Source organism: Streptomyces sp. QH1-20 (genome assembly GCF_041283565.1).
In the GTDB taxonomy this organism is placed as follows: domain Bacteria; phylum Actinomycetota; class Actinomycetes; order Streptomycetales; family Streptomycetaceae; genus Streptomyces; species Streptomyces syringius.
This window is the reverse complement of sequence record NZ_CP166299.1, coordinates 597681-618211: the sequence shown is the minus strand read 5'-3', so window position 1 is coordinate 618211 and position 20531 is coordinate 597681. Positions and strand designations below refer to the sequence as shown.

General features: G+C 67.8%; 22 protein-coding genes and 1 pseudogene. 14 read left to right on the top strand and 9 right to left on the bottom strand.

What is annotated here, in order from left to right; genetic code table 11:
- Positions 1–65 precede the first annotated feature (65 nt).
- The gene (locus tag AB8O64_RS02950; protein ID WP_370423775.1) at positions 66–362 is read left to right on the top strand and encodes a winged helix-turn-helix transcriptional regulator; all 297 of its coding nucleotides are present in this window, start codon (positions 66–68) and stop codon (positions 360–362) included.
- A 64-nt stretch (positions 363–426) separates the two neighbouring features.
- Positions 427–1296, top strand: a complete 870-nt coding sequence (locus AB8O64_RS02945; RefSeq protein WP_370417701.1) for a PhzF family phenazine biosynthesis protein — start codon at positions 427–429, stop codon at positions 1294–1296.
- 621 nt (positions 1297–1917) lie between these two features.
- Here the strand turns inward: AB8O64_RS02945 and AB8O64_RS02940 are convergent.
- The 4 genes from AB8O64_RS02940 to AB8O64_RS02925 form a co-directional block, all read right to left on the bottom strand.
- A complete protein-coding gene (locus AB8O64_RS02940; RefSeq protein WP_370417700.1) occupies positions 1918–2733 on the bottom strand; it encodes an aldo/keto reductase in 816 nt (271 codons plus the stop codon).
- A gap of 16 nt (positions 2734–2749) precedes the next feature.
- Positions 2750–3715: a Gfo/Idh/MocA family protein gene (locus AB8O64_RS02935; protein ID WP_370417699.1), complete on the bottom strand. Its 966-nt coding sequence runs from the start codon at positions 3713–3715 to the stop codon at positions 2750–2752.
- 85 nt (positions 3716–3800) lie between these two features.
- Complete coding sequence (locus AB8O64_RS02930; protein WP_370417698.1) at positions 3801–4622, bottom strand: VOC family protein; 822 nt, start codon at positions 4620–4622, stop codon at positions 3801–3803.
- A gap of 153 nt (positions 4623–4775) precedes the next feature.
- The gene (locus tag AB8O64_RS02925) at positions 4776–6287 is read right to left on the bottom strand and encodes an MFS transporter (RefSeq protein WP_370417697.1); all 1512 of its coding nucleotides are present in this window, start codon (positions 6285–6287) and stop codon (positions 4776–4778) included.
- A 62-nt stretch (positions 6288–6349) separates the two neighbouring features.
- Between AB8O64_RS02925 and AB8O64_RS02920 the strand changes: the two genes are divergently transcribed.
- The 3 genes from AB8O64_RS02920 to AB8O64_RS02910 all read left to right on the top strand — a co-directional run bounded on the left by AB8O64_RS02920 (position 6350) and on the right by AB8O64_RS02910 (position 8673).
- Positions 6350–7330 (top strand): helix-turn-helix transcriptional regulator, encoded by a 981-nt coding sequence (locus AB8O64_RS02920; RefSeq protein WP_370417696.1) that lies wholly within the window; start codon positions 6350–6352, stop codon positions 7328–7330.
- Between the two features lie 466 nt (positions 7331–7796).
- Complete coding sequence (locus tag AB8O64_RS02915; RefSeq protein ID WP_370417695.1) at positions 7797–8201, top strand: VOC family protein; 405 nt, start codon at positions 7797–7799, stop codon at positions 8199–8201.
- A gap of 64 nt (positions 8202–8265) precedes the next feature.
- Positions 8266–8673: a VOC family protein gene (locus AB8O64_RS02910; protein ID WP_370417694.1), complete on the top strand. Its 408-nt coding sequence runs from the start codon at positions 8266–8268 to the stop codon at positions 8671–8673.
- A 327-nt stretch (positions 8674–9000) separates the two neighbouring features.
- Here AB8O64_RS02910 and AB8O64_RS02905 read toward each other — a convergent pair whose 3' ends face one another.
- Positions 9001–11019: a hypothetical protein gene (locus tag AB8O64_RS02905; RefSeq protein WP_370417693.1), complete on the bottom strand. Its 2019-nt coding sequence runs from the start codon at positions 11017–11019 to the stop codon at positions 9001–9003.
- 1052 nt (positions 11020–12071) lie between these two features.
- On the opposite strand from AB8O64_RS02905, the gene AB8O64_RS02900 reads away from it, so the two are divergent.
- Positions 12072–12671, top strand: coding sequence for a hypothetical protein (locus AB8O64_RS02900; protein WP_370417692.1), 600 nt, complete (start codon positions 12072–12074; stop codon positions 12669–12671).
- Between the two features lie 518 nt (positions 12672–13189).
- Here the strand turns inward: AB8O64_RS02900 and AB8O64_RS02895 are convergent.
- Positions 13190–13357: a class I SAM-dependent methyltransferase gene (locus AB8O64_RS02895; RefSeq protein WP_370423774.1), complete on the bottom strand. Its 168-nt coding sequence runs from the start codon at positions 13355–13357 to the stop codon at positions 13190–13192.
- Positions 13358–13515: 158 nt separating this feature from the next.
- Here AB8O64_RS02895 and AB8O64_RS02890 point away from each other — a divergent pair, with 158 nt between their 5' ends.
- From AB8O64_RS02890 to AB8O64_RS02860, 7 genes and pseudogenes are all read left to right on the top strand, one after another.
- Positions 13516–13857, top strand: a complete 342-nt coding sequence (locus AB8O64_RS02890; protein ID WP_370417691.1) for a hypothetical protein — start codon at positions 13516–13518, stop codon at positions 13855–13857.
- Positions 13791–14366: a hypothetical protein gene (locus AB8O64_RS02885; RefSeq protein WP_370417690.1), complete on the top strand. Its 576-nt coding sequence runs from the start codon at positions 13791–13793 to the stop codon at positions 14364–14366. The genes AB8O64_RS02890 and AB8O64_RS02885 overlap by 67 nt, the downstream gene beginning before the upstream one ends.
- Positions 14367–14469: 103 nt before the next feature.
- The gene (locus AB8O64_RS02880; RefSeq protein ID WP_370417689.1) at positions 14470–14883 is read left to right on the top strand and encodes a hypothetical protein; all 414 of its coding nucleotides are present in this window, start codon (positions 14470–14472) and stop codon (positions 14881–14883) included.
- Between the two features lie 198 nt (positions 14884–15081).
- Complete coding sequence (sigJ, locus tag AB8O64_RS02875) at positions 15082–15972, top strand: RNA polymerase sigma factor SigJ (RefSeq protein ID WP_370423773.1); 891 nt, start codon at positions 15082–15084, stop codon at positions 15970–15972.
- Positions 15973–16042: 70 nt separating this feature from the next.
- Positions 16043–16501, top strand: a complete 459-nt coding sequence (locus AB8O64_RS02870; protein ID WP_370417688.1) for a carboxymuconolactone decarboxylase family protein — start codon at positions 16043–16045, stop codon at positions 16499–16501.
- Between the two features lie 80 nt (positions 16502–16581).
- A pseudogene (locus AB8O64_RS02865) lies at positions 16582–16709 on the top strand (IS5/IS1182 family transposase); the annotation flags it as partial.
- 115 nt (positions 16710–16824) lie between these two features.
- Positions 16825–17001: a hypothetical protein gene (locus tag AB8O64_RS02860; protein WP_370423772.1), complete on the top strand. Its 177-nt coding sequence runs from the start codon at positions 16825–16827 to the stop codon at positions 16999–17001.
- A gap of 97 nt (positions 17002–17098) precedes the next feature.
- Here the strand turns inward: AB8O64_RS02860 and AB8O64_RS02855 are convergent, their stop codons facing one another.
- A complete protein-coding gene (locus tag AB8O64_RS02855; RefSeq protein ID WP_370417687.1) occupies positions 17099–17941 on the bottom strand; it encodes a hypothetical protein in 843 nt (280 codons plus the stop codon).
- Between the two features lie 313 nt (positions 17942–18254).
- Here AB8O64_RS02855 and AB8O64_RS02850 point away from each other — a divergent pair, with 313 nt between their 5' ends.
- Positions 18255–18623: a hypothetical protein gene (locus AB8O64_RS02850; protein WP_370423771.1), complete on the top strand. Its 369-nt coding sequence runs from the start codon at positions 18255–18257 to the stop codon at positions 18621–18623.
- On the opposite strand, the gene AB8O64_RS02845 is transcribed toward AB8O64_RS02850, so the two are convergent.
- Positions 18574–19104 carry an IS630 family transposase gene (locus AB8O64_RS02845; protein ID WP_370417686.1) on the bottom strand — a complete coding sequence of 177 codons (531 nt, stop codon included), beginning with the start codon at positions 19102–19104 and terminating at the stop codon, positions 18574–18576. The genes AB8O64_RS02850 and AB8O64_RS02845 overlap by 50 nt on opposite strands.
- A complete protein-coding gene (locus tag AB8O64_RS02840) occupies positions 19101–19640 on the bottom strand; it encodes a winged helix-turn-helix domain-containing protein (RefSeq protein ID WP_370417685.1) in 540 nt (179 codons plus the stop codon). The genes AB8O64_RS02845 and AB8O64_RS02840 overlap by 4 nt, the downstream gene beginning before the upstream one ends.
- Between the last annotated feature and the right edge of the window lie 891 nt (positions 19641–20531).

Below are 20531 nucleotides of genomic sequence, written 5' to 3'. Positions count from 1 at the left end.
GGAGGGTCATGCCGACACCGCGCCCAGGAACGCCGGTTCGTGGATCGACGACCGGCCGTCCGATCATGGCCGCGATGGACCTCTTCGGCCGTCGGTGGGCGCTGCGCATTCTCTGGGAGCTGCGTGCGGGCCCGCTCGGCGCCCGCACGCTGCTGGCACGGTGCGAGGGACTGTCATCCAGCGTCCTCTACCAGCGGCTTCGCGAACTCACGACAAACGGGATCATCGCCCCCTCAGCCGACGGCTACGAACTCACTCGCCTGGGGGCGGCACTCGGTCACGCCCTGCAACCGCTCAACGAATGGGCGATCACCTGGGCGCAGGCGCAAGAGCAGAACGATCAGAATCCTGCGGAGGTATGAAGGTGGAGCCGGCGGTGGGCGGGGGAAGCGGACGCTGGTCCGGCGCAAGGATCACGGCACTGCGATGAGTCGGCACGGTCTGCCCGTCACGATCGTCCGCGCGTGTCTGCGCGACGGCCAAGGCGGTAGTCCCACCGCGGTGCTGGACGAGGCGCCGTTGAGTGACGATGAACGCCGTCGTGTGCCGGTTCGGATGGGAACCTCGCACGCCGTTTTCGTGTCGGTGCACGACAGCCGACGAGGCGGTCCGGTCGTATCCCTCCGCTTCTTCACCGCCGAGGGAGAACTGCCCGCGTGCGGTCATGGGACGGTTGCCGCTCTGGCCTTCCTGGCCGAGCGCGCCGGGGGCCGGGAATACCGAGCCACCATCCACGCGGCAGGGCGCGTATTCCCTGGTTGGTCCGTACGGGAGAACACACAGGTCAATGCCGCCTTCGATCCCGGTCCCGTAGACCTCCGCAGGCCCACAGCGACCGAGTGCGACCTTGTCCTGCCCGCACTCGGTGTCACCTCGGGCACACTCGCTCCTGGTATCCGCGCCGCCTCAGTGGGGCGGTCGCGGTTGCTGGTTCCCCTTACTACGCGGTCCGCTCTCACCACCCTCAGCCCGGACTTCGAACGGCTCCGTGCCGCCTGTGACCGTCTCGGTTTCCTGGGCTGCTACGCCTACTCGGTGCCCACGCCCACCGGCCGCGTCGCGGCCCGCATGTTCGCCCCGTCGATCGGCGTCGCGGAAGACATCGCCAACGCCAACAGCACCGCGTGCCTCGCTGCACACCTGGCCGGCCAGGGCATCAGCGACATCGCAGTCGACATGGGTGACTCCCTCGGCAGTCCCTCCACGATCACCGCCACCGCACGGCACGACGCGTCAGGGCTGCTGGTCCACTTGGGTGGCGCTGCGGAAGTCACACGCAGCATCCGCATGCCATAACCGGTCCGTAGCTCATCAGCGGCCGGCACGTCAGGCGATCGTCACCCGCCCTGTCCTCCCGCAGCAACGAGCGACGACAGCGGCTCCTGCCACCAAGTCCCCTGCTCCGCAGCCCCCTTCGTCGCCCGCCGCTTCCGCAGCTCGTCTCCGCGCCCGGCCGCCGACCTGAACGTGAGCCTGTCGCACGCCGGCCGACGTCATCGGCGTGCCGATCGGCTCGTTCGTCGGTCAGTACACCGGCTGGCGCGGCTCGTTCTGGGCACTGGTGCTCCTCTCCGCCCTCACCCGTCCGACTGGATTCACTGTCAGAAAGGCCGAAGCGACTGGGTTCGCTGTCAAACGCCCGTACCTGCAAGCAGGCTCGATCGGGCCTCGATTGGATGACGAGTTTGGCGCCTTCCAGAGTGCAGCAGCGGCGGCCTTCGGCCTGGCTGACAGCCACCATCACGCCGGGGTCGAAGACCACCGAGGACTTGCCGGAACGGGACACCCCGGTGAACACCGTGATCACCCCCTTGGGGATGCGCAGCGAGATGCCCGCCCTTGAGGCTGTGCGCGCGGGCAAGGATGATCACGATCTCACTGTGCGGGGGCCTGAGCAGGCCGACCATGGCGTTGATCCTATGGTCCGGGCGTGGCGGAGAGTGCGGCTGTGTGCTGGTCGAGAGTGTCGATGGTGTGGAGTTCGGCAGCGCTGAGGGTGAGCTGGGCGGCGGTCAGGTTGTCGCGGATGTGGTCGGGCCGGGTGGAGGACGGCAGGGTGGTCACCCGCCGGGCCAGGTGCCAGGCGAGGACCACCTGTGCTGGGGTCGCGCCGAGCCGGGCGGCCGGCGCGGTGAGCGCCGGATGGCTCAGATCGGTGTGGCGCAGCGGGCTGTAGCCCTGGACGGCCACGCGGCGTTCGGCATGCTCGACCAGGAGCTGGGGGTCGAAACGGGCGGGGCTGAAGGCGACCTGGTTGACGGCTGGGGTGCGGCCGGTTTCCCATATGAGGGTGTCGATCAGGGCGGTGGTGTGGTTGCTCACCCCCACGGCTCGGGCCGTGCCCTCGTCGGCCAGTTCCGCCATGGCCTGCCATACGGCGGGCAGCGGGTCCTGGCGGGGCGGGTGGCGCAGCAGCCACAGGTCCACGTATGCCACACCGAGCTGGTCCACGGCCCGTTCCAGTGCCTGGCGTTCTCGTCCTGCGCTGTTCGGCAGCAGTTTGGTGGTCACGAATACCTCGTGGCGCGGGATGCCGCTGTCCGCGAGGGCCCGGCCCACCTGGCGGTGGTTGACGTAGCCGACGGCTGTGTCGATGTGCCGGTAGCCGGCCTCCAGCGCGGTCGAAACCGCCCGGTAGGCGTCCTCACCGGACAGCTGCCAGGTGCCGAAGCCGATCATCGGCATGGCGGCGCCGCCGCTGATCGGCACGGTGGGAACGGGGGTGCTGCTCATGGGTTCGGTTCTCCGGTCAGGACTGCTGGGCCGCAGGCGGGTTGGTGAGCCGGTGGTGGACGTCGAGGGTCAGGCGCAGGGCCTTCAGCGCGGTGGCCGGTTCGATGCGGTTCTTCTCGCGGCCGGCGAGGCAGGCGAGCACGTGGTCGATCATCAAGGCGTAGGCGTGGCCGTCGGGCAGGTCGATGACGTGCTCGCCGTCGGCGGTGTAGGCGGTCAGGGTGCTGCTGCCCTGGCCGGTGAAGCCGGCGGCGGTGGTGTGTTCCAGGACGGCGCCGGTGAAGGTGGCGCGGTAGCCGCCGCGCATGGCGTACGGCTGGGGCATGAGGGAGGAGGCGCTGCACCGGGCGGAGGCGTGGGGGTAGCCGAGGGTGACGTCGGCCGCCGATCCGCGTCCGTCGGGTGCTTCGGTGCCGGTGACGTGGACGGTGTCGGGGGTGCCGAGGAGGCTGGTGATGAAGTCGAAGTCGCCGTGCATCGCGTCCATCGCCATCGAGTCCAGGCCCAGGTTGTAGCCGGGCCATAGCAGGGCGGTGCGGTTTTCCGTCTCCAGTGACAGCAGCGTGCCGTACCGCTGGTCGTCGGCGGCTTCGCGAAGGTAGGTGTTGGCGGGGCTGAAGCGGGAGAACATGTCCACGAACGCCTCTCGGCCCGTGGCCTGTTGGGTGTCGATGACGCGCTGGGCATCGTCCAGGGTGGTGGCCAGGGGCAGTTCGATCAGGACGTCCTTGCCCGCTTCCATCGCGCGCACGGCCACCTCGGCGTGCAGGTGGGTGGGCAGGCAGATGTCCACCAGGTCCACCGACGGATCGGTGATCAGGGCGTCCAGGTCGGTGGTGGTGGCGAAGCCGTACTCGTCGGCGAACTTCTTCAGCTTCGCGGGGGTGCGGCCGAAGACGACGACGTCGGTGACGTCGGGGCGGTGGGCGTAGACGGCGGCGTGGGCCTCGCCGAAGCCGGTGCCGAGCAGTGCGATCTTCATCAGGATCTCCTTGGGTGTCTTGCCGAGTGTCTTGGGGCGGCGGGCCGGGGCGGAGCAGCCGGAGGGCTGCTCCGCCCGGAGGGGGTCAGGAGGTGTGGGTGGGCTGGGAGAACAAGCCGAAGTGGTTGCCGTGCGGGTCCAGCAGGCGGGCGAAGACCAGGCCGTCGGGGTTGGATTCCGGGCCGGCTTCGATGCGGGCCCCCGCATCCGTCGCCGCGGCGGCGGTGGCGGGTACGTCGGTGACGAGGATCGACGGCATCATGTAGTCGCCGCCGTCCGCGCTGGAGCTGTGGTCCCACAGTCCGCCCGCGGGCCAGTCACCGCCGGTGAAGATGTTGAAGTACGGCTTGCCGCCCGCCGTTTCGTCCTTCTCGAAGCGCCAGCCGAACGCCTTGCCGTAGAAGTCCATGGTGGTCTGGGGGTCGGTGGTGCCGATCTCGAACCAGGCCATGGAGCCGGGCTGCGGCCGGTAGGCGGATGCTTCCATGTGTTCCTCGGTGGCCTGGGCCCGCTCGGCCAGGTCCTCGGAGGTGCCACGGGAGAAGAGGGAGAAGGTGTTTCCGCGCGGGTCCTTCAGGCGGGCGAAGACCGTCACGTCACCGACCGCGGTGGCTGGGACGACGATGTCGGCTCCGAGCTCGGTGAGCTTGTCGACGTCGGCGGCGACGTCGGTGGACAGGATGGAGAGGTTGATGACCTCCCCGCCGGTGTCACCCTGCTGGACGGCGCCCATCGGCCACGGTGCGCCGGGGGCGATGACGCGGGTGTAGGTGCGGCCGTCGACGGAGGAGTCCGGATCGACCTCGAAAGTCCAGCCGAGGAGGGGGCCGTAGAAGTCCTGCACCGTCTTGGGGGCGGCGGTGCCGATCTCGAACCAGACGACCGAACCGGGGGACATGAAGCTCATGGAAGTAGCCTTTCGCTGAGAGGGGCGGGACCGGCTGGGGCAGCCGCCGGCCCGGGGGGATGAGGGAGCTCTCGGGGATCTGAGGGCAGCGTGTCCCGGGCTGGGCCCGGGTGGGCCCTGGTGAGATCCGTACGGGTGGCAGGAATGGGGCTGTCAGGAGATGAGCTGTGGTTCCTGCTTCTTCTTCTCCGTGTGTTCCGGCGCGCCGTCCGCGGAGGACGCCCCGGCGTGGCGGGGCAGGGTGAACAGCAGGGCGAACGCGGCAGCGAAGGCTGCGGCGACGTACCACAGGGATCCGCTGAAGGCGTCGGGCATCTTGTGGGCCTGGGCGGCCGGGTCGCCGGGGCCGAGGTGGCCGAAGAAGACCACCGAGGACAGGGCGACGCCGACGGCCTGGCCGAGCTGCATGGTGGTGTTGGTCAGCCCGGAGGCGGAACCGGCGTGCTCGTGCGGCACCTCGGACAGCACCAGGTCGGTCAGCGGTGCGACGATCAGCCCCATGCCCAGGCCCATCGGGATCAGCGGCACCATGGTCTGCCACAGCGCGATGTCCTGCCCGTGACCGGAGGCGAAGGCGACGAAGAGCAGCATCCCGGCCACTGCGAGCAGCGCACCACCCTGCAGGGCGCGCCGGCCGAAGCGCGGCACCAGTACCTGCATGGACAGGCCCGCGCCGGCCATCATCGCCGCCGAGAGCGGCATCCCCGACAGCCCCGCCTTCAGCGGCGAGAAGCCCAGGCCGAGCTGCAGGTACAGCGTCCAGGCGAGGAAGAAGACCCCCGAGGCGAGCCCGAACAGCAGCTGCACGCTCTGCCCGCCGGCGAAGCTGCGGCGGGAGAACAGCGACAGCACCACCAGCGGCGAGCCGCCGCGTCGTGTCAGACGCCGCTCCCAGGCCACGAACAGCGCCAGGACCGGCAGCGAACCGGCCATCGACACGTACGTCCACACCGGCCAGCCCAGTTCACGGCCCTGGGTGAGCGGCAGCACCAGCATCAGCAGACCCACCGTGGCCAGCACGACACCGACGCCGTCCAGCCGCTGTGCCCGCTCGCCCTTCGACTCGCGGATGAGCAGGGCGCCGGCGATCAGGCCCGCGATGCCCAGGGGGAGGTTGACCAGGAAGATCGGCCGCCAGACGAGATCGACGAGGTTCCACTGCACCAGCAGCGCACCGACAAGGGGACCGGCCAGGGTGCCCAGCGCCATGACGGCGCCGTAGATGCCGAAGACCTTGCCGCGCTCGCTCTTGGGGAAGGTGACGTGGACGATCGACAGGACTTGCGGCACCATCAGCGCCGCCATCGCCCCCTGGGCGACGCGCCCCGCCAGCAGGACCTCGGGACTGCCCGCGGTGCCGCAGACCAAAGAGGTGAGCGTGAAGCCGGCCATCCCGAGCAGGAAGACCTTCTTGCGGCCGAACAGGTCACCGAGCCGTCCGCCGGTGATCAGTCCGAGGGCGTAGGCCAGCGCGTACCCGCCGGTGATCCACTGGATCTGCGACAGCGAGGCGCCGGTGTCGGCCTGGATGTCGGGGATCGCGATGTGCACGACGGTCACGTCGACCGCGTCCATGAACGCGGCGATCAGGACGACGGCCAGGGCTGCCCAACGACGCGGATCCACCGCTTCTGCGGGAGAAAGGAGAGGTTTGTTCTCGGACATGCCTCCACGCTAGGGGTCTTTTAGGACACCTCACGTCCTTCAAGTCCGGCACAGTGGACGGCATGACCACCGACATGCCCGCACGGATGCTGCGCCTGCTGTCCCTGCTGCAGACCCGCCGCGAGTGGTCCGGCCACGAACTCGCCGAACGGCTCGGCGTCACCGGCCGCACCGTCCGCCGCGACATCGACCGGCTGCGCGCCCTCGGCTACCCCGTCGAAGCCACCACCGGCCACGCCGGCGGCTACCGCCTCGCCTCCGGCACCGCCATGCCCCCACTGCTGCTCGACGACGACGAAGCGGTGGCCGTCGCGGTGGCCCTGCGCACCGCCGCCGGCGGGCTCGGCGGCATCGAGGAGACCGCCCTGCGGGCCCTGGTCAAACTCGAACAGGTCTTGCCCGCCCGGCTGCGCGGCCAGGTGGGCGCCCTGCAGGAGGCCACCAGCACCATCGCCTGGGAGAGCCGGGGCCCCCGCGTCGACGCCGCCACCCTGACCGTCCTCGCCGCCGCGTGCCGTGACCACGAGATCGTCACCTTCGACTACACCACCCGCGACGGCACCCCGGCCCGCCGCCGCGTCGAACCCCACAGCCTCGTCGCCTCCGGCGGCCTGTGGTACCTCCTCGCCTACGACACCGACCGCGACGACTGGCGCATCTACCGCCTCGACCGCCTCACCCAACCCTCACCCACCGGACGCCGCGTCCCACCCCGGGCACTGCCCGACCCCGGCCCGGACCCCGCCGCCTACGTGGCGGCGAAGATCGCCACGGCACCGGTCCGCTACCGCGCCGTCGCCATCGTGCACGCCTCCGCCGACAGCATCCGCGCCCGGACCTGGGCCCTCGCCGACCGCATCCGACCCCTCGACGAGAACACCTGCACCGTGGACTGCTCCGCCGACACCCTGCCCCGCATCGCCCAGACCCTCGCAGCCCTCGACGCCGACTACACCCTCGACGCCGACCCCGCCGTCCTCACACACCTCCGCACCACAGCCCGACGCACTCTGCACGCTGCCGGCAGCGGCTCCCGCGACTGAAGACGCACCGGCCCTGCCGTTGAGGAGTGCCCGGGCCCGCCCTTTCTGCCTTGGCCCCAAGCTGCCCGCACCCTCTCTACGCCCGCCCTTGCGGGCGGCCGTCCGTCATCCGCCCGAGTGCGGTGGCGACGGCCTCGTCGTCGCCCAGGCTGCCATCGGCCCCGGCCTGGACGGGGCAGCCCAGTGGGCGTAGGTGCTCGACGTCGCGTCTGATGGATGGATGGCGACCTCCAGGCGTCCGGCCGGCTCTGTGCCGGCCCAGGCGCCCAGGGCCTGCACATGCGAGAACAGCCGCAAGAGGCGGATGACGGGCGACGGGATCTCGCGTACCCGCCGCTGCCACGAGACTTTAGGACGTTTGGTGTCCTAAAGCGCTCCTATCGTCGGAGACATCGGGCGAGACGCCCGTTTCGTCCGCGGGCGGCCCGGCCGTCTGCCACTATCCAGCGTGAATGGAGAACCCGACATGACCAGCGCTTCCGCTGAGAAGAAGGGCCCGGGCGCCGGCTCGGTCGTCTCGTACGCGATCTGGGCCGACGACGGCAAGAAGCTCGCCGCCTTCTACGCCGCCGCCCTGGGACGGGAGCCCGGCCAGGCATACCCCGACGAGGACGGCAACGAGGTCGCCTTCCCCGTGAGGGACGGCAACGCGATGTACGTCTTCTACACCGCCAAGGGCTTCCAGGCGCCGAACTGGCCGGCCGAGGAGCTGGCCTTCCACCTCGACCTGGCCTTCGACGACGTCGCGGCGGCGGAGAAGCGGCTGCTGGAGCTCGGCGCGACCAAGCCCGACCACCAGCCCGGCGGGGAGCACTGGACCGTCCTGCTCGATCCCTCGGGCCAGCCCTTCTGCATCAGCGCCACCAGCTGAGACCGAAGCCATCGATTCCAACGACCGTCACGTTCGCACGGCTCGAAAGCACCGGGAGGAAATCATGCCGTTTGCCCCCTGTCTCAGTGTCAGGGACACCGCCGCCAGCAGCGCGTTCTACCAGAAGCTCGGATTCGACGTGGACTCCAGCACCGCCCGCCCCGGTGACGACATCCACATGCTCCTCTACGACGGCTCGTTCTGCGCCATGCTCTACAGCAACACGGACCTCAAGAACTGGCTGCCCGTCCTGGCCGACCGGCCGATCGGCTTCACCGGCATGTTCTACCTCGCCGTCGACCACTTCGATACGGTGCACGACCGCATCGCGCAACATGCCGAGATCGTCAAGGACACCGTCACCGACCACAATGGCCAGCGTGAGTTCTACTTCCGGGACCCGGACGGCTACATCATCGGTATCAACGACAATGCCGCCCTCCAGGCCAGCGACCTCGCCAAGTACGCCTGAGCCAGTGCAGCCGCGAGGACCACAGCTCCGGCTCGACGGGCAGAAACCCCTCCAGGCCGCGGGCCCGACCCGGGTACGGCAGGTGAGCCACGCGGGACGGGCGTGCTGGCGGTGATGGCTTGTGCTGGGGTACAAGTCGCCAGGAGCCTGCGGACTTTCTGCCAGACTGAGTGGGACGAGGCAAGATCCGTTTCTGCGGCCCCCTTTGCGTCTTGGTCTGGGCTTGCACGGCGGCACGGGCAGGGCGGCTCCGCCGTGGTTCGCTCGCGTGGTGGCGTGCGCGGGCCTCGGCGGAGCCTTGAGGCCGGCCCCGGTGACCTTCAGGGCTTAAGCCGGTTCGGCGCGGCGGTACATGACGTACATGCGGTTGCCAAGAGCGGCGAGGGAGGGCTCGTCCATGGTGCGGATGGTGTCCCAGCCCAGCCAGATGAACATCCACCAATAACGCTCATTGGCGAGTGCGCTGTTCACCTGCAGTTTGCCCTCGGTGTCGCGGATGGCGACGTAGACCCGCCCGCCGCCTTCGGCGGCCGCCGGCCCGTGATCGGTGTCGCCGTTCCAAAGGCCGGGGCCGTGCATATCGTTCTTCCAGCGGGGTTTATGATCAAAAAGCCCGGGTTCGACGGTGTCCAGAATGACCGTGGGGAACGTGGAGATGCGGTAAGCGACCTTGAGTTTGCCTTCGTGGACGAAGACGGCCGGCCCGCTTGTGGCTTCGTGCCCGTTGGCGATGGTGTAGGGCCAGTCGTCACCCGACAGCCCGAGCTTGCCTTCGCAGAAGGCCACCGCGGAACCGTCGGGGGAAAGACCCGGGCCGTACAGCCACGATTTACCGCCGGTCTTCTGGCGGGGACCCCAGGTGGTGCCGTCGTAGTCACTGATGACGACGGCACCGTCGTCGTCAAGGTCCGAGAAGGCGCACCGCAGTGTGCCGTTGTAGACGGCCGCGGACGGCTGGCGGACGGTGTGGAAGTCACCGACCGGAACGGGCTCGGTCCAGGTGGGGCCCTGCAGGTGGCTGAACATCAGGTGCTGGTCGTCGGGGCGGGAGAAGAAGGCGTACAGCGTGTCGCCGTGGGCCACCAGGCACGGAGCGCTTTCGCTGCGCCATCCCAGTGGCACCGGGATCGCGTCCATGGTCCCGTTCTCGTGATCTCCCAGGGGGAAGCGGGTGATCTCGATTGTGCCGACGGGCCAGGTGGGCCGATCCCCCTCGCTCCTGATCTTCAGGGTGTGACGGCCGTCCCCGTCGAAGGAAAAGGAGTGCCTGGGGGAGTCGCTGTGGTGCATCTTCGCCAGCTGATTGAGGTCCATCAGGATGCTGCGTTCGGCGGAGAGGTCGTCGTAGTTGCGGAGCTTCTCCGCGATGAGCAGGAACATCTTGCCGATCTCGAAGCTCATCCCGACCCAGACGGGCAGTACACCGAGAAAGCTGTCGATGAGCAGGAGCGTTTCCAGGGAGGCGGCTGCTTCCCTGAGCGCCTTGACCAGGGCCTTGTCCCATTCGCTGGTGCTCTGGTCGGCTTCCCAGCACTGGATCGACACGCCGACGAACTGGCCCATGGGGGCGTCGTAGAGGATGTTGTTGTAGATGTCGAAGTGGCGGGTCTGGCCCTTCTTCATCGCACCGAACTCTTCTGAGCGGTAGGCGCCCTGGCCGGCGGCGGCCGCGGTCCAGTAGATCTCGTCCTTGCCGCCGCCTTGGTCCCCGACCGCCCGTTCCACCTTGAAGCTGTCCAGCACCAGCTTCACCCGGAACGACGCGGCCACGCCCGGGTCCGCACCGGCCCCATCCGGCGTGTGTTCCTGGGCTGCCGGGGCGGCGGCCATGGGTTCGGCGGGCGGGGCGAACGCGGTGATCCCGAGCTTGCGCTCCTTGCACACCGCGATGAACGCCTCGCTGTCCGCACCCTCTTCCGAGGCCTCGAACGCATCCACCACACGGACGTTGGGAGCCGCCAGCGCCTCGTCGACGACATGGGAGAAATCCCGGCGCAGGTCCGCCACCGCGTATCCCTCAGCCACGCTCCGCCCCGTGATCACCTCGGGCACCAGCGCCGCCCGCCCCTGAGCGGTCACCACCTCCCGGTACACCCGGCCCCACTCGCGGATCTCGGCCTCCGGGATCGCCGGAGCGACCGCGTCCAGCAGCAACCGCTCCAGATCCGTGGGCGTGCGGCCCTGCCGCAGCCGGTCCGCGCCGTGCAGCAGCGCGCCGATCAGCACGTTGCCGTACGGGCCCGACTCCAGCGCCCGCACCAGCCGGTCCGGTTCACCCGTTCCCGTCAGCTGGGCCCGCAGCCGCTCCAGCCGCTCCTGCTCGGTCGACTTCACCCTGTCCGCCACCGCAGAACCTCCCGCGCACCCAGCCTGCCCGGAGCCGGAAAGCCGCCGACCAGCTGATGCTAGAGCTCCTGGCCGACCTTTCGCTACAGATAGGATGAATAAAACAAAAACTGATCTAAAGGGCCATGTGTGTCGCCCATTCCGTCTGTAATGAACCGGCGGTCCGGCGCAGGAAACAAGAACCACGGCAGTTACACAGCGCTCCACGTCACCTGGCGGAAGCCATACGAGACCAGGGCCGAGGCGGGACGGACGAGGCCAGGAGCGCGCGTGCCTCCCGCGGTTGACCGGTTCGCCGGCGTTCCGCCGTGGTCGGCGGGGTGGAGCCGGGCCATCTGTGCGTGAGGACGTCGCTGAGTGGGCTGAGGGTGAAGCGGTGGGGCGCCGCGCGGCGCAGGGCTTATGGGCTGCCGCGCTCGGGCGGCCCGGTCGCGGGCGGCGGCGACGCTGCTTGGCGGGCACCGGCTGACCATGAGCTCCACCGAACGAACCGGGCGCGGTCGTTGTCAGTTTCCGAGCTGGGTCACGACCTTGGCGTGGGCGAGGTTATCCCTCTGAGGCGAAGACCTCGGCATCGAAGTCCAGCACGACCATGCTCCATCGTTCGTTTGATCTACAGGTTTGCTTCAGGGGCGGGAACGCGCCGGCGGCACGGCCGAAGACGAGCACAGGTAGCGGGGCAGATCGTCCAGAACCTAGTCGAGCAGAGTCCGCAGGGCTAGGGCCTGTCCGATGGCTAATGTGCCGCGAAGTGCACACTTAGTCGGTTCTTCGCCTCATAGGGTGGAATCAGCGCTCAAGGCATTACGCCTCTGCGCTGCCCGTGCTCCTCTGGAGTCGCTTCCCATCGCTGCCCGGTGCCGCCGGGCTGCAAGGGTGCGAGGAGGGGACACGGAATGGTTCGGTCGGTAATCAGACGCCTCTGGAAGCCAATCGCCATGGCGACGGTAGGTCTGTGGGCGTTCACGTCCATGACAGCACCTGCCCCGGCATCCACGGCTGCTCGACAGGCAGCCGCTGCTCCTGCGGGCTACCTGAATCTGCACCAGTGCGTGTACGCGGCCAACGGCGCACAATTCACGAACGTCATGCCGAACACAGGCAACACACCTTTCAACACAGGCACCAACGTCTCCAACACAGCCGATACCTCACTGAGGTGCAGTCCCGGGGCCGGTGGCTGGCAGCTGAACACCTACAACTCCGCCGTTCGCGCCCTCGACCTCACAAGCGGCAGGTATCTGAACCTGCACCAGTGCGTGTACGCGGCCAACGGCGCACAATTCACGAACGTCATGCCGAACACAGGCAACACGCCCTTCAACACAGGCACCAACGTCTCCAACACAGCCGACACTTCACTGAGGTGCAGTCCCGGGGCCGGTGGCTGGCAGCTGAACACCTACAACTCCGCCGTTCGCGCCCTCGACCTCACAAGCGGCAGGTATCTGAATCTGCACCAGTGCGTGTACGCGGCCAACGGCGCACAATTCACGAACGTCATGCCGAACACAGGCAACACGCCCTTCAACACAGGCACCAACGTCTCCAACACAGCCGACACTTCACTGAGGTGCAGTCCCGGGGCCGGTGGCTGGCAGCTGAACACCTACAACTCCGCCGTCCGCGCCCTCGACCTCACAAGCACCTGACGTCAGGAAGTCGTCCCGGCACCCCCGACGGTTCAGGGGCCTGCTCGATGGGATATTCGCCAGACCCGTCGGACAGGCCCTAGCGATTGGCCCTCGGTAAGCTCCGGCCGGCCCACTCAGGCGGGCCCGGCCGGAGCGGTGCTGCCCGCAGCAGCTCACGTCGGCTGCCGGCGGGCGACGATCAGTGTGCAGGCGACGGGGTCGGTCTGCTCCGGTGCCCGCAGAACGGTGATCTGCTCCACGAGGAAGCCCGCCTAGACCAAGAGGTCCTCCCACAGCAACGGACTGAGGACCCACATGCGCACCGTCAGCTCACTCCCGCCGGCCAGGCGGAGTGTCTCGTCCCGCGGAGCGACTGTGACCTCCGGCTCGACCCCGTCCGAGTTCGTGTGCAACACGGAGAAGACGAGGCTCCCGCCCGCCCTCACACGCGGAGCCAGAACGTCCAAGAGCCGGTGCAGATCGATGTAGCCGAAGCAATGAACCGAGTACACAACGTCGTAGACCGGGGTCGTCTCCTACCGAAGGAAGTCCACGGCAGCCGCCTCCACAAACCGCACACCAGGGGTATCGCCATAGGTAGTCACAGCGCGCATGTGCTGGGTGGGCGAGGCTTCTACTGCGACGATGAGCGCACCGTGGTTGCGGGCTAGGTAGGCGGGGTAGCGGCCCGTGCCGGGGCCGATATCGAGAACACGCTTCCCGGCCAGGACGTCCAGTACCTCCGCCCCAGGCCCTGTGCCCCAGAACCAAGGTCCGCGACGCCTTCGGCAAGCTCGGCGAGCAGAACGCTGTCGCCGCTGACATTCGCCTGGATGCCACCGCAGATCAGGTCTACGCGGCCATGCGTGATCAGCCCGACTTCGAGCGCAGCGACGCCGACATACTGGCCGGGCTCCAGCTGTCCTACGCGGTGAGCTACGGCAAGCCGATCAAGGGCGTCTCCAAGGACGACGACAGCGGTGCCGGGTCCGTCGCGCTGAGCCGCAACGGCGGCAAGCCCCTGCTCGAGGCGCGCACCGACGCGAAGAAGGTCTACGCCCGCGCCGACTTCAAGGAACTCGGTGAACCGGCCCGCCTGGGGACGAGAGCGGCGACAGCATGGCAGGGGCGGCCGCTATGGAGAGCCTGGCCCGGAAGGCCGACGAGCTCCCGGCCTCCATGGGCAACGTCAAGAGCGGCCTGAAGGGCGAATGGGTCGTCATCGACCCCGAATCCTTCCCAGAAGGTGCCAGCGCGGAGGACGACAAAGTTGACGCGAAGGCCCAGAAGCAGGTCCTGGCCGCCATACAGAAGAGCCTGGGCACCAACGCCAAGTTCAAGGGCGCGGGCAAGAAGGAAGGCGCCGACCACGTCAAGGTCACCGTGTCGGCCAGGACGACCGCGAATGACCTCATCAACAGCCTCAAGCCGATAGCCGACCAGCTCGGCGACCGCTTCGACCGCATGTCCGACGACGTCAAGGACGTCCCGGACAAGGACATCACCGTCGACGTCGCGATCCGCGACGGCATGGTCTCCGGCCTCGCCGAGTTCGACGACAAGGTCAAGGCCGAGCTGCCGCTGACCCTGACCATCAAGGGCAACGACAGCAAGATCGCTTTTCCATCCGGCGCGAAGCCGCTCACGCCCCAAGACCTGATGGGCGCCGCCATGCTCGGCGCCGCCGCCAAACCCACCACCGTGCACGCCTGAACCACACTCCCCGGCCAGAGAACCGGCAACGAGGCCAGGAACAGCGCCGACCGCGCTGCCCCTGGCCTCCGTCGTACCCACACCCCACGCGAAAGAGACCAACGTGATCGTCCGCCTCAACACGTCATGGACCGCCGACCCCGAGAAGTGGGCAGACGCAGCCGGCATGGCCCCGGCACGCTGCCTGCCAGAGCTCCCCTGGTACATATCCGACGCCATCTGCTTCCTGCCGATGCTCGACGCCACTGACGCCCGCCTGCGTCACCCAGGCGGAGAGATGGACCTGCCGGCCGAACTTGACGGACTAGTCCGCTTCACCATGAACTGGACGATCCATGTCGATGCCGACACGTGGATCCGTACCAGGGCCAAGGGGTCCGGCCATCGGCCGCAGAAGACTGCGGCTCTACCCCGCCCGTTCCAGCACCCCACGGGCGGGCTCATTCCGATTGCGCACAGCACATCGCCGAAGAGCTGTACAACCTGCCCATGGTCATCGAGTCCGGCGCAACCATGACGGTCCTCGCCCCCTTCCAGCACACCTACCTGGCTCGCTGACTGGCTGGACCGCGATCTCACCTGGCACGCCGGGGCGGCTCCTTATGACCGGTCCCGCCCTTGCAGCCAGGGGTGCGGGACTGCGCTCGTTGTGTGCGCAAAGATAGGCCGGGTTCGGATGGCTACGCTGGACGAGCTGGAGGAGGTTGCGATCTGCATGGGTGACGGGCACGGGTCCGTGTGGTCTGAGCAGGAGGACTCGCTCGGAGCCGGATGGGAGAGTCACCGGCCCGCGGTCTTCGGTGCGGCGTACCGGCTGCTGGGGAGTGTGGCCGATGCCGAGGACGTGACCCAGGATGTGTGGTTGCGGGCCGCCGGAGCGGATCTGCGGGACATCGGTGACCTGCGGGCTTGGCTGGTGACGGTCGCCGCGCGGCGGTCGTATGACATTCTCAGGAGTGCGCGTGTCCGTCGGGAGAGCTATGTCGGGCCGTGGCTGCCGGAGCCGCTGCTGACGGGCCCGGACGCCTCGCAGCCGGTACTCGTCGATGAGTCCGTCAGCTCGGCGATGCTGCTGATCATGGAGGAGCTGAGCCCGCCGGAGCGGGTGGCTTTCGTCCTGCACGATGTCTTCGGTCTTGAGTTCGGCAAGATCGCCGAAGTGCTGGACGTCTCCGTGCCGGGCGCCCGGCAGCTCGCTTCGCGGGCGCGACGGCGGGTGGCCAAGGCGAAGCAGTCCATGCCGCAGGCGTCGAAGGCGGAGCGCGAACGTGTCCTTGAGGTTTTCCGCGCCGCGTACGAGGCCGGGGACCTGGCCGGCCTGGTCAGGCTCCTGCACCCGGACGCCGTCTTCGTCACCGACGGTGGCGGCAACGTGGCCGCGGCACGCAAGCTCATCCACGGCGGTGAGCGCATCGCCGAGGTCATGGTGCGCGTCGGGCGCCAGTGGCATCCGGACCGTATCGACTTCGCTGAGGTCGGCGGCGAGCTCGCCCTGGTGTTCCACCGCGAAGGCCGGGTTCACTCCGTGGACACGGTCCAGATCACAGACGGTCTGATCACCGCGTACCGCCGGGTCGTCAATCCCGACAAACTCGTGCGCGTCTGAGCTGTCACACCCGCAGGGGCTATCTCGTCTCCCTGATGAGACAGCAAACGAGCGACGAATCGAAGGAACCATGAACGACCCCCAGCGGATCAACATCGGCAAGCAGCACCCGGCCGCCTACAAGGCCCTCATCGCCCTGTCGTCCGAGGTGGAAAAGGCCGCTGCCGCAGCGGTCCTCGACCCGCTCCTGGTCGAGCTGCTCAAGATCCGTATCTCCCAGATCAACGGGTGCGCGTTCTGCTTGCGCATGCACACCCGCGACGCCCTGAAGAAGGGCGAAAACCCCGACCGGATCGCCGTACTGCCCGGATGGGAAGAGACCGGCTACTTCTCCGAGACCGACCGCGCTGCCCTCCGCCTGGCCGAGGCGGTGACACGCGTGTCGGACGGACACGTCAGCGACGAGGACTACAACGCTGCCACGGCCGTACTCACCGCAGACCAGGTCTCGGCCATCTCCTGGCTCGCAATCCTGATGAACGCATTCAACCGCGTCGCGATCACCAGCCGGTACCCAGTCGAGAGCTGACCTCGACAGTGACACCAACGACGAGAACAGGTCACGGGGCCTAGCGCGTGTCTCTAGGTCGGCAAGTCAGTTGATCGGATGTGTCCGTCCGATTAGTGATCACTGGTGCGATGTGGGACCTGACCGAGCCGTTGATGCCCACCGCGACCCGGTCCGTGGGCCGCGGTGGGCTGACCACCGTAGAACGCTTGAGGCCATCGCGTGGAGGACGACAGACCGCTATCGGGGTGATTGAGTCGCCGCATCCGCGCGCCCGACCGTCATCGTGGCTGGCAGGCCCTGACCGTGGCCGTGTGCCCGATGAATTCGACGTCCCCAAGCCGATGCTGGCGGCTCCGGTGAAGGTCCTGCCACCCCTGGAGGGGTACGCGGCTGAGATCAAGTGGGACGGAGTACGTGCCTGCCTCCTCCGGGCGTCCGAATCGGTGCAGCTCGTCTCCCGACACGGCACCCCTTTGGCCACATCTTTCCCCGACATCGTCGCATGCCCTCCACCCTAGCCAAAGCCGGAGCGAACAAAAAGCGGCCCTCTCCGGCACGATGTCTGATACGTGCCGGAGAGGGCTTACGCCATTGAGGAGAGATACGTTTCCTGCGTCAGGCGCCGGTGTCCACAATCTTCGTCCGGCCGGAGCCGTAAACCTTCACCTTGGCCCAGGGGTAGACGATCGCGTATTCACCGTAGACCGGGATCTTGAACGTGACTTTGCGCTTCATGATGGAAGTGGCAGAGGAGGCCGGGACCTTTGACTTGCGGTTCATCACTCTGCCGCCGACGTCGACCCCGCTGTCCTCATTGCTGGTGTTGTCGTACCGCTTGCCCCAGGCGCGCACCTTGCCGCCCTTGTAATTGAAGCGCGCATACGTGTGGTACTTGAAGATCGTGTTACCGAAATAGCTGCGATGGGTGTAGGTGATATGGGTCATTTTCCACTTGCCACCCCGGACGGCGGCCGCCGCGAGCGCGGCATCGCCCTCCGCGGGGGCGTTCGGATCGGCATCCGTCTCCTCGGGCGTCTCCTGCTCCTCGGAGGGCTCGCTCGCCTGGGCGTCGGCAGGAGGCTCGATCGCCGCAAGTTCGTCCTTGCCGAGCGGCTTTCCGGTTTCCGGAGACACGATCTCCCCGTCCTCGGTGACGACCGCCTCCTTCGCGGTCACCTCCAACTGCCGAGGATCGGACACCTTCCGGGCCACCTCGGGGAATTGCTGCCGGAGGAGGTCGAGGAGGGCGTAGTGTCTGCTAATCGCGGATTCCTGGCCCGAATCCAGGGCCGAACCCGTCACATCGATCGCCGCCAGCAGCGCATGCAGCTGGGCCTTCTTGGCGGCATCCTGCGCCGGATTATCCGCCGCCACGGCCGGAGTGAGTGTGGCCAGCAGCGCGGTAGCAGATACCACCGTACCGGCAAGCAGTTTTCGACTGCGGCCCAGTGAACGCATTGTTCCCCCATATAAAGTTCAGTGTATTTCGGGAAGTCACCCCGATCCCCTGCCGGATCATAGGGGGAATGATCGAGCACGTGCAACCTACAAACACGCTGACCCGCAGGCGCCATAGGGATAAAAAGGGAGCTTCCGGGCGGTTCGCGCTCCGCATCGAGAAATTCAAAGGCTTGTTGTTTATATAGCGGCGAGAATCTCTAATTCCGCTTCCGCGGCAGCCGTCCGGGGCCTGCCCGTGGGGCTGCTATTGGATGGCGAGCTGGTCGTGTGGGCCGGTCAGAGGCTTGCGTTCGACCGGCTTCAGTAGCGGATAGGCAGCGGTGCTGCGGCTGCGGCCCGACTGGCATCAGGAGAACCCGCCCACTATGTGGTTTTCGATGTGATTCACACTGGTTCGGGAGACGTTACTGCTCTGCCCTACCGGGAGCGCCGGGCCATCTTGGAACAGCTCTTTCGGGACCTTCAGCTCGGCCCGCCGTGGACGTTGTGCCCCATGACGACGTCAGCAGAGCAGATCGAGGAGTGGCTGTCGGATCCGTGGGCGGAGAGAGGCATCGAAGGAGTTGTCCTCAAGCCCATGAGCAGCTCCTACCGACCTACTGACCTTTCCGTTGGGTTGTCGGCTCGTGTCATGTGGCCGGGAGTGCGAGGCCGGTGCCTGCCAGGCAGCCGTCGATGAGGTGCGGGGCGCGTTGGATTCGCCGCTTGCCACGGCGGACTGCCTGGACAAGCTGGTCGCGGTCGCTGAAGACGACATTCGCGGTCACGGCCCGTCTCAGCAGGGACCAGATGCCCTCGACCGGGTTGAGGTCGGGCGAGTAGGTGGGCAGATAGACGATGGTCAGCCAGTCGTGCTCGGCGGCGTATGCGCGGATACCGGCACTGCGGTGAACATTGAGATTGTCCCAGATCACCACAAGGGGCCCGCCGAGCTGGATATGAGCCCGGACCAGCAGGTCACGGTAGTCCTGCCAGGTGAAACCCCGCTGACTGCCCAGGTGATGGCCCTGGATCCGTGGCCGGTAGATGAGCTGGCTGCGCTCGCCCGGCTTGTAGCAGGCGAGCGCAGCCAGGGACACCCGCCCGCGGGAGGCTCCGTTGAACCGGACCACCGGAGTCCTGCCTTTGGGAGCCCAGGTGCGTGCACGGTGCGACGTCATCGAGACAGCGGCTTCGTCCTCAAACACGAGCCAGGCCCCGAGCGCCGCCGCAGTTGCTTTGCCGACGGCCGGGTCTCCTTCACCCAGCCCACGACGGCCGTTTCGTCACGCTCGACGGCCCGCCGGGCAGGCCGCTGGCACGACCAACCGTGACGCCGCAGCACTTCCCACACTCCGCGGAGAGACAACCCCACCCCGAGCTTCGAGCCGATGAGCGCCCTCACCCGGGACAGGGTCCACCGCTCGTCCGGCCATCCGTGCGCTACCGCTCCCTGGGGCAGTTCCGCCTCCAGCAGGGCGAACTCCTCCGGGCCGACCTTCGGGACCTTGGACGGCCCTGAACAACGCAGGCCAGCGGTTCCCTTCTCCCGCCATGCCTGCCGCCACCGCTCGACCGAACGCACACTCACCCGCAGGTCCTTCTCGATGGCCGTGTTCTTCTCGCCCCGCACCAAGCCCTTCGCTGCCAGCATGCGTATCCGTTCCCGGGCAGCTTGTTCATGGGGCCTGAGCCCTCCCCCTTGCGCGTATCGCATACCAACGGCATACCGCAACGACCTTCCAACATCACCCCCGACAACCCAACGGAAAGGCCAGTAACGCCGAGGCCGAGTAGCGGAGTTCGCGCAGCAGGTTTGTTTCCGCAGAGACCGTGTCCCTCGCAGGTCGTGTCGCTTTGGGCCAGGGCCGAGTCTCTGGCGCGTGTCCTGTTACAACGGACCATCGTGTCCGATTCCCCGCTGCGGGTGTGGCGGACATCACGCCTTGTCGAACTCGGCGGCCGAGGAGAACTCTACGGGTGGGAGGCGCCCAGGCGGTTGATCTCAGTGCCGCCCGTCGAGGTGGTGTTTTGTATGGGGAGGGTGCGGCAGGTGTCGCAGCTGCTCTGCATCCAGGTTGGCGGTCCGTCGCCGCGGAGGCGTACGCGGCCGGGGTTGCCGCAGGTTTGTTCGGAGGCGGTCTCAGCGGCGTGGGTGAGGGCGGCCGCCCGGTCGGCGAACTCGCCAAACGGTCGGCGACCGTAACACGCAAGCCTCCGAGGTTTGTGCCGAATCGTTCGATGCGGTATTCGGGGTCGAGTACACGCAGGTCTTCATGTAGCTGGGAGAGCGAGGCGGTCCAGTCGGTGCCGATGGTGGGGGCCCACGCGGGGATCTACCGGTCGGCGTGGATGGTCGGATCCGTGGTCATGGCGTCATCGTCTCGTGGGGCACTGACAGTCGAGCCCAAGGCGGCGATCGGCCAGCCTTATGGGTGGGTGGTCTGGGAAGATTACGGAGGTGGTCGGCCCCACTACGTTTGGGGCCGACCGCTTTTCTGCGTCTCTCCGGCCGTCGAGATGGCCGGTGCTGGCGCTATGCCAGGCGCGACCTGCTGGCCGTCACGTCGGAGGAGCCATTCGCAGCCACACTCACACCCGCACGCCC